The organism is Flavobacterium soyae, assembly GCF_021245985.1.
Taxonomy (GTDB): Bacteria; Bacteroidota; Bacteroidia; order Flavobacteriales; family Flavobacteriaceae; genus Flavobacterium; species Flavobacterium soyae.
The window spans coordinates 228,000-240,859 of the sequence record NZ_JAJQXA010000004.1 but is presented as its reverse complement, the minus strand read 5'-3'; the positions used below and the strand labels follow the sequence as shown (position 1 = coordinate 240,859).

The 12,860-nt window shown below is 33.5% G+C and carries 13 protein-coding genes; 10 read left to right on the top strand and 3 right to left on the bottom strand.

Annotated features, from left to right (window positions below):
• Window positions 1-10: 10 nt before the first annotated feature.
• Together hemH and LUU93_RS07500 are read right to left on the bottom strand one after the other, a co-directional pair.
• On the bottom strand, window positions 11-1,030 hold the full coding sequence (gene hemH, locus LUU93_RS07505) for a ferrochelatase (protein WP_232679894.1): 1,020 nt from the start codon (window positions 1,028-1,030) through the stop codon (window positions 11-13).
• Window positions 1,031-1,252: 222 nt separating this feature from the next.
• On the bottom strand, window positions 1,253-2,125 hold the full coding sequence (locus LUU93_RS07500) for a helix-turn-helix domain-containing protein (RefSeq protein ID WP_056207368.1): 873 nt from the start codon (window positions 2,123-2,125) through the stop codon (window positions 1,253-1,255).
• 227 nt (window positions 2,126-2,352) lie between these two features.
• On the opposite strand from LUU93_RS07500, the gene hemA reads away from it, so the two are divergent.
• The 10 genes from hemA to LUU93_RS07450 all read left to right on the top strand — a co-directional run bounded on the left by hemA (window position 2,353) and on the right by LUU93_RS07450 (window position 10,913).
• Window positions 2,353-3,603: a glutamyl-tRNA reductase gene (hemA, locus tag LUU93_RS07495; RefSeq protein ID WP_232679891.1), complete on the top strand. Its 1,251-nt coding sequence runs from the start codon at window positions 2,353-2,355 to the stop codon at window positions 3,601-3,603.
• A 110-nt stretch (window positions 3,604-3,713) separates the two neighbouring features.
• On the top strand, window positions 3,714-4,640 hold the full coding sequence (gene hemC / locus LUU93_RS07490) for a hydroxymethylbilane synthase (RefSeq protein WP_232680081.1): 927 nt from the start codon (window positions 3,714-3,716) through the stop codon (window positions 4,638-4,640).
• Window positions 4,640-5,305 (top strand): uroporphyrinogen-III synthase, encoded by a 666-nt coding sequence (locus tag LUU93_RS07485; protein WP_232679889.1) that lies wholly within the window; start codon window positions 4,640-4,642, stop codon window positions 5,303-5,305. The genes hemC and LUU93_RS07485 overlap by 1 nt, the downstream gene beginning before the upstream one ends.
• A 90-nt stretch (window positions 5,306-5,395) precedes the next feature.
• Window positions 5,396-6,421, top strand: a complete 1,026-nt coding sequence (hemE, locus tag LUU93_RS07480) for a uroporphyrinogen decarboxylase (RefSeq protein WP_232679887.1) — start codon at window positions 5,396-5,398, stop codon at window positions 6,419-6,421.
• Between the two features lie 148 nt (window positions 6,422-6,569).
• A complete protein-coding gene (locus LUU93_RS07475; RefSeq protein WP_232679885.1) occupies window positions 6,570-7,121 on the top strand; it encodes a transposase in 552 nt (183 codons plus the stop codon).
• A 119-nt stretch (window positions 7,122-7,240) separates the two neighbouring features.
• Complete coding sequence (locus LUU93_RS07470) at window positions 7,241-7,618, top strand: hypothetical protein (protein ID WP_232679883.1); 378 nt, start codon at window positions 7,241-7,243, stop codon at window positions 7,616-7,618.
• A gap of 2 nt (window positions 7,619-7,620) precedes the next feature.
• Window positions 7,621-8,172 (top strand): GNAT family N-acetyltransferase, encoded by a 552-nt coding sequence (locus tag LUU93_RS07465; RefSeq protein ID WP_232679881.1) that lies wholly within the window; start codon window positions 7,621-7,623, stop codon window positions 8,170-8,172.
• A complete protein-coding gene (gene hemF / locus LUU93_RS07460) occupies window positions 8,162-9,064 on the top strand; it encodes an oxygen-dependent coproporphyrinogen oxidase (RefSeq protein WP_232679879.1) in 903 nt (300 codons plus the stop codon). Before LUU93_RS07465 ends, hemF begins: the two co-directional genes overlap by 11 nt.
• Window positions 9,065-9,066: 2 nt before the next feature.
• Complete coding sequence (locus tag LUU93_RS07455; protein ID WP_232679876.1) at window positions 9,067-9,993, top strand: DUF4421 family protein; 927 nt, start codon at window positions 9,067-9,069, stop codon at window positions 9,991-9,993.
• Between the two features lie 32 nt (window positions 9,994-10,025).
• On the top strand, window positions 10,026-10,913 hold the full coding sequence (locus LUU93_RS07450) for a fructose bisphosphate aldolase (protein WP_232680079.1): 888 nt from the start codon (window positions 10,026-10,028) through the stop codon (window positions 10,911-10,913).
• A gap of 74 nt (window positions 10,914-10,987) precedes the next feature.
• Here LUU93_RS07450 and LUU93_RS07445 read toward each other — a convergent pair whose 3' ends face one another.
• On the bottom strand, window positions 10,988-12,856 hold the full coding sequence (locus tag LUU93_RS07445) for a hypothetical protein (RefSeq protein WP_232679874.1): 1,869 nt from the start codon (window positions 12,854-12,856) through the stop codon (window positions 10,988-10,990).
• Between the last annotated feature and the right edge of the window lie 4 nt (window positions 12,857-12,860).

The window sequence follows — 12,860 nt, the reverse complement described above, 5'->3', positions numbered from 1 at the left end:
CTTCTATTCTCTATTTTGCCCAATCATTAATCCAGTTACTAACCGTCTGACACCATTCGTCATTATCATTCAAACATGGAATTGCCAAGAACTCTTCACCTCCTTTTGCTTCAAAATCTTCTTTGGCACGCATTGCGATTTCCTCTAAAGTTTCTAAACAATCAGTAACAAAAGCTGGAGTTACAACTGCAATTTTCTTGATTCCTCTTGACGGCATTTTGTCGATTTCAACATCAGTATAAGGTTCAAGCCATTTATCGCCCGCTAATCGTGATTGGAAAGTCACACAATATTTATCTTTCGGAATTCCTAATTGTTCTACAACTAATCGAGTTGTTTCATAGCAATGTGTTCTGTAGCAGAATTCAGCTTCAGGAGTTCCTACTTCGCAGCACATTTCGTTGGTTACGAATTTTTTATGTGATTTTGTTTTATCTGTTTTACGAACGTGACGCTCTGGAATTCCGTGGTATGAAAACACTAATTGGTCATAATCATATCCTTGCAGATTCTTTTGGATTGAATCTGCTACATTTTTGATATAATCCGGTTTATTGTAAAATGCCGGAACATCGCTAAATTTCATGTTTGGAAATTTCTTCTTGCGGATTTCTTCTGCTAAAACTAAAATTGTCAAAGTCGAAGCCATCGCATATTGCGGATAAAGCGGGAAAAGTAAAACTTCGGTAACGCCTTGGTCGTGCAGTTTCTGCAAACCTTTTTCAATTGTCATTGACCCGTAACGCATTGCCAGCTCAACCGGAACATTGGCTAAAGGCTGTACTTTTTTGTGCATTCTTTCAGAAAGAACGATTAACGGAGAACCTTCTTCCCACCAAATTTTCGCGTAAGCGTGTGCCGATTCTTCTGGTCTTTTTCTTAATATAATACCACGAACCAACAATGCTCTCAATAAATACGGAACGTCAATCACATATTTATCCATTAAAAATTCATCTAAATACGGTTTTACATCTTTTGGTGTTGGACTATCCGGTGATCCTAAGTTTATTAATAATACGCCTTTCATGTTTTTTGCTTTAGGCTTTAAGCTCTGGGCTTTAAGCTTTTTATTTGTTTTTAAAAATTTCGTCAAAAGTATGATTTGAAACTTTTTAGAAATATGATAATTATTACTTTTTAATTATTGTAGAATATCTAAAATCAATATTGTTAAAAATTTTCACGCAGATCTCGGAGATCTTGCAGATTTTTTAATTCGTGCCAATCGTGATATTTGTGGCAAATAAACTTAAACATTCGCATTAATAGACATCAAGTATTTTTTTGGAGTTGTTGCAAATTTTTTCTTGAATGCCGCTATAAAGTGGCTTCCGGTACTATAGCCAATTTTAAGTCCAACTTCGTTTACGTTATAAGAACCGCTGTCTAAAAGTTTTCGGGCGAAATCCATTTTGTAATCAAAAAGGAAACCGTAAACCGTGTCGCCGTAAATTTGTTTGAAACCCATTTTTAGTTTCTTCAAGTTCAAACCAATTTCATCTGCCAGTTCTTGCAATCCCGGAGGTTCAGCCATATTGGCGATGATAATTTCTTTGGCTCTTCGAATTTTTAAAACGTTATCTTCATCAATCAAAAATGGACATTGTTCTGCGTTCGGATCTTCGGTTCTGTTAAAATATAAACTCAACAATTCGTATCCTTTTCCTTTATAGTAAAGGTTTTTTATGGACGGATGAAGGTTGTAATGAAACAGCTGGCTTAAGACAATAGCCATAGAAGGACTGATGTTTCCTTCATTATAATATTTTTTGTCCTTATTATCAGGACTTAAAAAAGTAATATAATCTGCTTCGGCAGAAAATAACGCGTGAAATTTTTTTATGGAAACAATTACCGAAATCACCCAGGAATTTGGAGCAAGCTCTAAATTCAATGGTAATTCTTTCTGCGGATTGTATAAAAGCAGTGATTTTTCTTCTTTCAATTCTAAAGCATAATTGCCCTGATTGAACAAAAATTTAGCATTGCCTTTTATACCGAAGTGAAACTGTATCAGGCCTGTACCTATTTCGTGCTGCGCATAAAAAGGCTCTGGACCATCGTTTTGAAAACGGATCAGCGTAAAGTCGTCTTCAATTTTTATAACTTCTTGAGAACTCATAGCGATATTTTTTTGAAACTAAAACCAAAAGAAAAGCAAAATGTTATTTAGAATGACTCTAAACAAATCATTTCAAACAAGTTGATTTTGCTACAAAAGTACTCCTTTTTGTATAAAATCAGACGTTTAGAATCAAAAATTCACGCAGCGATACAAAAAGTACTTTCAGCGTTACTTTTATAAACAGTATAGTGATAATTTTGTTAAACTTTTATGAAAGTGAATTTATGGAAAACAATAATGTACCGAAACACCTTTATTTTTACTCAGTTGGTCTGAGTTATAAAAAAGCTGATGCTGAGGTCAGAGGTCAATTTAGTTTGGATGCAATTGCTAAAACGCGTTTGCTGGAACAAGCTAAAAACGATGGAATAGAAAGTTTAATAGTAACTTCAACCTGCAACAGAACTGAGATTTACGGTTTTGCAGAACATCCATTTCAATTAATAAAACTTATCTGCGACAACAGCAACGGCTCTGTTGATGCTTTTCAAAGAGTTGGTTTCGTTTATAAAAATCAAGAAGCAATTAATCATTTATTTCGCGTAGGAACTGGTTTAGACAGTCAGATTCTGGGCGATTTCGAAATTATATCTCAAATAAAAACCAGTTTTACCCATTCAAAATCAATGGGTTTAGCCAATGCTTTTATGGAAAGACTGGTCAATGCGGTAATTCAGGCGAGTAAAAGAATTAAAACAGAAACAGAAATCAGTTCTGGTGCTACTTCGGTTTCTTTTGCTTCGGTTCAATACATTCTTAAAAATGTTGACGATATCAGCAATAAAAATATTTTGCTTTTCGGAACAGGAAAAATCGGAAGAAATACTTGTGAGAATTTAGTGAAACATACTAAAAATGAACACATTACTTTAATCAACCGAACTAAAGATAAGGCTGAGAAACTGGCCGGAAAACTAAATTTGATTGTTAAAGATTATTCTGAATTACACTTAGAACTTCAAAAAGCTGATATTGTAGTTGTAGCTACCGGCGCGCAAAACCCAACAGTTGACAAAGCGATTTTAAACCTTAAAAAACCATTGTTGATTTTGGATTTGTCTATTCCGAAAAATGTTCATGAAGATGTGGAGGAATTAGAAGGCGTAACTTTAATTCACATGGATTATTTGTCTCAATTGACAGATGAAACATTAGAAAACAGAAAATTACATATTCCGGCGGCCGAAGCAATTATCGAAGAAATAAAAGAGGAATTCATTATCTGGATGAAAGGCCGAAAATTTGCGCCAACGATCAATGCTTTAAAAGAAAAACTAAATGCAATTAAAAATTCGGAATTAGATTTTCAAAGCAAAAAAATTGCTGGCTTCAATGAAGAGCAAGCAGAAATTATCAGTAACCGAATCATCCAAAAAATCACTACTCATTTTGCAAATCATTTAAAAGATGACGACACCATGGTTGATGAAAGCATCGAATGGATCGAAAAAGTCTTCAAAATAAAAGCATCTTAAATTTTATATTTTAAACCATATAAGTTATATAAGTTCATTTAATTGCAAACGCTTAATTTTTGTTTTTCAATCAAACTGCTTAAATTACTTATATGGTGAAATTCAACAAAATGGCTGAAAAAACAATCAGAATTGGAACGCGCGACAGCGAATTAGCACTTTGGCAGGCACATACTGTCGAGAAAAAACTAAATGACTTAGGTTATAAAACCTCAATTGTTGCGGTTAAATCTCAAGGTGATATTATTCTGGACAAACCGCTTTACGAACTGGGAATTACCGGAATTTTTACTAAAACACTAGACATTGCCATGATTAATGGTGATATTGATATTGCGGTGCACTCTATGAAAGATGTTCCAACGGCTTTACCAAAAGGAATTGTTCAGGGTGCAGTTTTACCAAGAGCCAATGTTCTTGATATTTTGGTTCATAAAGGAAATCCTGATTTCGACAATAAACCAAGTACGATTGCAACAGGAAGTTTACGTCGTCAGGCGCAATGGTTTAACAAATACCCAAATCATACGGTCGTTGATTTACGTGGAAACGTAAATACTCGCATGCAGAAACTGCAGGACAATGATTGGGACGGAGCTGTTTTTGCTGCTGCAGGTTTAGAGCGAATTAACTTAAAACCTGAAAACTATATTAATTTAGATTGGATGATTCCTGCGCCTGCACAAGGAGCAATGCTCGTTGTGGCAATGGAAAATGACAATTATATACTTGATGCGCTTTCGCAGTTAAATGATATCGAAACTGAAATTTGTACGTATATCGAACGTCAGTTTTTAAGAACACTTGAAGGCGGATGTACTGCACCAATCGGAGCTTTGGTAACATATAATGAGGACGAAGATACTTTACATTTTCAAGGTGTTTTGCTTTCTATTGACGGAAAACAAAAATTGGAAATCAATAAAACCGTTGATATTTCAGAATGGAAAAAATTAGGTTTCCATTCGGCGCAGGAGATTTTGAATAATGGCGGAACAGAATTAATGCAGAAGATTAAAGAATCCCTGAAAAAATAATGGCAAAATCAGCTCAGATATTATCTACGAAAATATTATCTCCTCTTCAAAAACAAGAGTTGACAAAAGCCTGTATCGAAGTAATCGAAGCCGATTTTATCAAAACCGAAAACAAACCTTTTGAACTTAAAAACCTCAACGAAAGTTTAATTTTCACCAGTCAAAATGCTGTTCACAGTGTTTTATCAAATCCAAAATCAGAAGAGCTTAAAAGTAAAAACGTGTATTGCGTTGGCTTAAAAACAAAAATCCTTTTATCTGAAAACGGATTTAATGTTGTGGCTTATACGGGTTATGCTTCAGATTTAGCAGAAATTATCACTTTGATTTACCGTAATGAAAGCTATACTTTTTTCAGCGGAAACCTGAGAAGAGATACTTTGCCAAACGCTTTAAAAGAAGCCGGAATAAAATTGAACGAAATTCAGGTTTACGAAACGTCATTACAGCCTCAAAAAATAAAATCTCCAGTTGATGCCATTTTATTTTTTAGTCCGTCTGGTGTTGAGAGTTATTTAAAAGATAATTCAATTAAAAAAGAAACCTGTTTCTGTATTGGCGAAACCACCGCAGAAGTTTTACATAAAATTACCAAAAACATCATTATTGCAGATCAGCCAACAATTGAGGATGTGATTGAAGATGTAATTAACGAATACAAATAGCAATAAGCTTTAGGCAGTAAGCCATAAGCTAAAAATTAAAATAACAAAACGCTTAAAGCCTAAAGCTTAAAGCCTAAAGCAAAGAAAAAAATGTTAAAAAACGACCTATTTTTAAAAGCATTAAAAGGAGAAACTGTTCAGCGTCCGCCAGTATGGATGATGCGCCAAGCCGGAAGATATTTACCGGAATTTATCGAACTACGTGATAAATACGATTTCTTTACACGTTGTCAAACTCCTGAATTAGCTGCAGAAATTACAGTCCAGCCAATTCGCAGAATTGCTCCGGATGCTGCTATTTTATTCTCGGATATTTTAGTTGTTCCGCAAGCAATGGGAATTGAAGTTTTAATGAAAGAAAATATTGGTCCGTTTATCCCAAACCCGATTCGTTCTATGGCAGATGTTCATAGAGTTTATGTACCGGATATTCAGGAAAGTCTTGGTTATGTAATGGATGCCATTAAATTGACTAAAGAAATGCTGAACGACGAAGTACCGTTAATTGGTTTCGCTGGTTCGCCCTGGACAATTTTTTGCTACGCTGTTGAAGGAAGAGGTTCAAAAAGTTTTGATATGGCAAAAGGATTCTGCTTTTCAAATCCGGTTGCTGCACATACCTTATTACAAAAAATCACTGATACTACTATTTTATACTTAAAAGAAAAAGTAAAAGCGGGAGTTGATGCTGTTCAGATTTTTGATTCTTGGGGAGGAATGCTTTCTCCTGTTGATTATCAGGAATTTTCATGGAAGTACATCAACCAAATCGTTGAGGCTTTGGCCGATTTAACTCCGGTTATTGTTTTCGGAAAAGGATGCTGGTTTGCTCTTGGTGAAATGGGTAAAAGCCGTGCTTCTGCTCTTGGTGTAGACTGGACTTGTTCGGCTAGAAATGCTCGTTATTTGTCTGGCGGAAATATCACTTTACAAGGAAATTTTGATCCGTCAAGATTACTTTCTCCAATTCCAACAATTAAAAAAATGGTTCACGAAATGATCGATGAGTTCGGAAAAGATAAATATGTTGTAAATTTAGGTCACGGAATTTTACCAAATATCCCTGTAGATCACGCAAAAGCGTTTATTGACGCAGTTAAGGAATACGGTATTTAGTAGTCAGTTTTCAGTCGCAGTATTCAGTTACAATTGGCTTTCCTGCAAGGTTTTCAAAACCTTGTAGGTATAAAATAATAAACTATTGAAATAAGAAAGAACACCTACAAGGTTTTGAAAACCTTGCAGGAGATGAAAATGGGAAAGAATGAAATTAGAAGTTCTGGAAAAAGATCGTTATTATCATATTTATAATCGTGGCATTAACGGAAATAACATTTTTGAAAATGATGCTAACAAACTTTATTTTTTAAAGCAATTAGCAAAATATTCTGGAGATAAAATATCGATTTTCGCTTATTGTTTGATGAATAATCATTTTCATTTAGTAATTCGCCTGAATGTTGAAGAAAAAGAGGTAACTCAGGCTTTTTCAAATTTATTCAATTCTTATGCTAAAGCTTTTAATAAACAAACCCAAAGAACAGGAAGTTTATTCGAAAAGCATTTTAAAAGAATAAATCTAAAAGACGAAAATTATCTAAAGCAGGTGATTATTTACGTTCACTTAAATCCGAAACATCATTTTGATTTAGATTTTAAAGATTTCAAATTTTCATCATATCAAGCTTTCTTATCTAGTAAAGAAACAAAAATGGAGCGGGACGAAGTTTTAACTTTATTTGATGATTTAGAAAATTTCATTTTTTGCCATAATCAAAAGAATAATCTTTTAAATGAAACTTATACTTTTGAATGATTCAGGTATGTCCTGCAAGGTTTCCAAAACCTTGTAGGTTTATTTAGACAATTTTTATATATCATATGTCCAATTAATACCTACAAGGTTTTGGAAACCTTGCAGGAAACGTATAAATAATGTTAAACAAAGGTTTAAGAGACGAAGAAAAAATCAGAATTGATAACGTTCTTAAAACATTAAGAACACTCATTTTTGTGCCTTATCCTTTGAGTCATTTACAAAAATCAGATATTGAAAATCAATTAAAAGAGTTTGGACTAAATATTCAAACGTTAATAGATTATTCTAATGAAGAGTTAATTACCTTATTAACCCGTCTTCATTTTGACTGGGAACAATTAGAACAATTTGGTGATATTTTAATAGAATTCTCAAAAGAAGAAAACCATAATTTTGAAGAAAAAGCTTTAGCTGTTTATCAATATATTCAACAGGAAAGCAAAGTTTTTTCTTTTGGAATAAATGCTAAAATTGCTTCGCTAAAAAACAAATAAAAATGAGTTTTACAGATTGGAAAACAGACCGAATTGAAAATATTCTTCCCGAAGAGTTTTATAAACTAATTGACAAGAACAAAAATCACATTAAAAAAACTTTTCCGGTAACATTAGCTAATTCTGACTCTTTAGAAAAAGCTCATAATTTCCTAACAGTCAGTCTTGAAAAAGAAAAAAACAAAGAAGGATTTCATTTTTATGCCCGAGATATGAAAACCAACAATTTGATTGGTTATTTATGTGTAAAAAGCGTTGATTTTCGTATTTCAAAATGTGAACTGGGGTATTTCATTGACGAAGATTTTCAAGGAAAAGGGATTACATCAAAAATGGTTTCATATGCATTAGACTTTTGTTTTAATGAATTGAAAATGAATAAAGTTTTCATATGTACTTCTGAAATCAATCTGGTAAGTCAGCGAATTGCATTAAAACATAATTTTAAACAAGAAGGAATTTTACGAGACGAATTTAGAAACGGTGACGGCGAATTGCAAAACACTGTTTATTTCGGCTTGCTTAAATCAGAATACAATACTCATGAAAGATAAATTTTACGCATACATACAAAACCTGCAAGATCAAATCTGTGCAGGATTAGAAGCTGTTGACGGAACGGCAAAATTCCGTGAAGATCTTTGGAAACGTCCTGAAGGCGGCGGAGGAAGAACACGTGTTATTGAAAACGGTGCTGTTTTTGAAAAAGGCGGTGTAAACATTTCTGCTGTTCATGGGAAACTTCCTGAAACCATGCAAAAAATGTTTGGTGTAGGCGAAGCTGATTTTTTTGCCTGCGGATTAAGTTTGGTTATTCATCCCCAAAACCCGATGACGCCAACAGTACATGCCAATTGGCGTTATTTTGAAATGTATGATGAAAACGGAAAAGTGATCGAACAATGGTTTGGCGGCGGACAAGATTTAACGCCTTATTATTTGTTTGAAGAAGATGCTAAACACTTTCATCAAACTTGTAAAACGGCTTGTGACAAACACAATCCGGAGTTTTATCCGAAATATAAAAAACAATGCGATTCTTATTTTTGGAATGCACACCGAAATGAAGCGCGTGGAATTGGCGGTTTATTCTTTGATTATTGCAAAGCAAATGAGCAAATGTCAATGGAAAACTGGTACAATTTTGTAACCGAAGTTGGAAATAGTTTCCTTGAGGCTTATGTGCCGATTGTGGAAAGAAGAAAAAACTTAGAATACACTCCTGAAAACAGAACCTGGCAGGAAATCCGCCGGGGCCGTTATGTCGAATTTAATCTGGTTCATGATAAAGGAACTTTATTCGGTTTAAAAACAAACGGAAGAATTGAAAGTATCTTGATGAGCCTTCCTCCGCATGTGCAATGGGTTTATGATCATCATGCAGAAGCCGGAAGCGAAGAAGAGAAATTAGTAAATGTTTTAGAAAATCAGCGAGAATGGATCTAAAAATGATTTATATAACGTTTTTTGTCAGCGTTTTTGGGTGCTTTGCCCAGAATGATTCGCTGCGAAATCCGTATTTTAAATCATATAATGATAAAATTACCGCCAGTATTTATTATTTAGATACTTCTAATAGTTTTCAGATCGCTTCGGATGATCAGGAACCCAAAACATTTCTTAATCTTATTCCGAATCGAAGAGAACAAATTGGTTTTAATCTGAATTATAAGATCATTGATATTTCGGTTGGTTTTGCGCCTAAATTTCTTTCTGGCAATAAAGGCGATTCTCATTCCAAGCATTTTAATTTTAATACCCGTTTTTACTATAAAAAATGGATGCAGTCGTTTACTTTCATTAATCAAAAAGGATTTTATGTCAGTGATGATAATGTAACAGCACAACTGCCAAGAATGCGTACTACGAAAATTGGCGGAACGACATCGTATGTTTTTAATGATAAGTTCTCTTTTAAAACATTGATAAGCCAAAACGAATGGCAGACTAAAAGCTCAGGAAGTTTTATCCCGACTTTCTCATTTTATTACACCAACATTGACTTAAATGCTCCCGACACAACACCGGGCGACATCTATGTATTTACACTGGCACCATCCTACTTTTATAATTTTGCAATTAGTGACCGTATTTTGATTGGAGCAGGAGTTGCTCTGGGTGCCGGAATTAATGATATTGACGGAGATACCTCAGCTTTATATCAGGCAGATTTAAATTTAAAACTGGCTTATAATAATGACCGTTTCTTTGGTTATGCAAGTCTTAATTCAGTAAGTTTTTCTCAGGATGATAAAGTCGATCCGCGGCTCAACGATAATATTGCCACTTTAAAACTTTCTCTGGGTTATCGATTTAATCCTCCAAAAGAAGTGAAAAAGGTTTATGATAAAGTAAATGATAAAATAGGTTTGTAATGTTTAATCTAAAATAAGAAATTATGGAAAAGGTGAACGTAGAACAGTTAAATCGCATGAATTCAGGAAAAGGATTTATTGCAGCATTAGATCAAAGCGGCGGCAGTACACCAAAGGCATTATCGCAATATGGTGTTGAAGAAAACAGTTATACAAATGACGAAGAAATGTATACTCTTGTACATGAAATGAGAACCAGAATTATTAAAAGTCCGGCTTTTGACAGCCAATATATTCTAGGTGCTATTTTGTTTGAAAACACCATGGACCGCAAAATAGATGGAGAATGGACTGCTGATTATTTGTGGAAGAAAAAAAACATAGTTCCGTTTTTAAAAGTCGACAAAGGTCTTGCTGATCTTGCAAACGGAGTTCAGTTAATGAAACCAATTTCAAATCTGGAAGAATTGCTGACACGTGCTGTAGAACGAAATGTTTTTGGTACTAAAATGCGTTCTGTTATTAAAGAAGCAAACGCCGTTGGAATCCGCGAAATCGTGGAACAGCAATTTGAAGTAGGGAAACAAATCTTTGCAAAAGGACTTATCCCAATTATAGAACCTGAAGTTGATATTTACAGCACAGACAAAACAAAATCAGAAGAAATTCTAAAAGAAGAAATCATAAAACAGCTTAATAAATTAGATAAAAATGTAAAAGTGATGCTGAAATTATCTATTCCAACTGTGAATGACTTTTACAGTGAACTAATTTCTGATTTACATGTTGTACGTGTTGTGGCTTTATCCGGCGGGTATTCCAGAGAAGAAGCTAATCAAAAACTGGCACAAAACCACGGATTAATCGCAAGTTTCTCAAGAGCATTGTCTGAAGGACTTACTGCTGGTCAGTCTGACGATGAGTTTAACTCAAAACTTAGCACAACAATTAAAGAAATTTACGAGGCTTCGATCCAATAACAAAACTGAGCTTTAAATATAAAAAATCCCCGAAAGTTTAAATTTTCGGGGATTTGTATTTTATGGATTTAAAACTATTTAGCTATTATTTCTTCTGCTAAATCTAAGGTTTGCAAAATGATATTTTTGTCTGACTTTAAAGCGTTTAATTTAAGAGCAAAATTCAATTTGTTGTTGATCATTTTTTTAGGAGCTTCCATTGTTATGTCTGAAAATTGTTCTGAAACCCTATTTAATTTACTTACTTCTTCTAATTTAGCTTCTTCAGATTTACTGTATGCCTGAATCAGTTCGGCAATATTTAATTTAGCAAACATGTAATTTTTCTTCAAATCATTTTTTGCCTCTTTCGTAAATGTTCCATATTCAGTACCAAAATATTCTAATGTATTCGAAACCACAACAACATCTTTATCTTTTCTGATAAATACATCTCCATATTCTTTAGTTCCGGTAATGATATAATAATTATCTTTTTGAACCAGCATCTTTTTACGAATACCTAATTGTATCAGTTTATCAGCAAAAGTTGGGTGCGTGGAAGTAAAAATCAGAGAAAATAACGGAATTGATTTCTTTATCTTTTTATCTTTTACAACCTCTTCATAATTTTCATCATAGTCATACGATTTTGTCACAACCTCAACTTCTTTAAAACCATATAAAAAGGCACTTAAATCACCATCAAAAAGTGTTGCTGTCGCTTCTTCATCTACTATTGTCGAAATTAAATCGGTAATAATGGTGATGTCTTCTTTTAAAAGTTTTGGACTTTGAAATATATCTGCGGTTAATGATGGAAATTTTTCAAGTGCTGCTTTTGTATTGATATGATAAGACATATAGACCAAAGGTTTCTGCGCAGGAAAATAATTAAACACATTCTTATTTATTTTTCTATTCGTGATTTTGCCCATAATTTCTGCAAACTCTTGAGAATATTCAATAACTTCTTCTACTCGTGCGTTATTGCTGTCAAAATAAAAATCTAGATTAATACCTTTTATAAAATTTTCGAAGTTCTTCTGCATTGGCAAAAATTTATCATAACCTCCAAATATTGCCATTGGATAATTGTACACAGAGTATAAACTTGTCATTGCAGAACTGTAATTTATCCATGACGAAATATCGGCATTGGCATTTATTTTTTCTGAACTTGACGCAGTAAATCCATTTTCAAATAATGATTTTACAATCTCGCTTAGTTTTTCCGCTTGTTTTAGATTAAAAGCGGCTTCCTGAATAGTATATTCAGCACTAGGAGTATAATTCTGTGTATCATTATATGGCGCCGAGACTTCTTCTGTCGGAGCATCAATCATTATTGAAGTTTCAACTACTCTTTCCTCTACTGCCGGTGGTGAAACAGTCTCAATTCTTGTTTCTTCTATAGGCTCTATCATAACTTTAGTTTCCTCATATCCTACTTCAGTTGAATCAGATTTATAAGTATCATATTGATTAGAATAAGGCGTTCTTTGGGTTAATTCTAAAATCACTAAATAATTATCATTCCAAGCCAGTGTTTTGTTTTTGCCTTTTGGATTAAAAACAGCATATTTGCCAAAATCCTTAATGGCATTTTCAGCCGAATCATTTTTTGTATTCGCGCCAAATTCCTGTATTATTAATTGTTTAACAGCTTCTCTGTTCTTTACTGGAATTGTAACTTGATAATACGGAATACTGTCTGAGAATTTTCCGTGAATAGTAATTTTTTGATCTAACTGAATAACCGAAGTATACTTAGCAAAATCCAAGTCTGGTTTTTTGCTGCTATATTTGGTTATTATAGGATGATTCAAAATTTCGCCCACACTTACTTTTTTAGAAAGCTGGTTTCCGTTAAACTGTACAAAATAATCGTATTCATTTTTATTGATCTGACCAAAAGTCAAATACGTAGCAAGTAAAAAAAGTAAAGTATAAAATTGCTTCATAAGT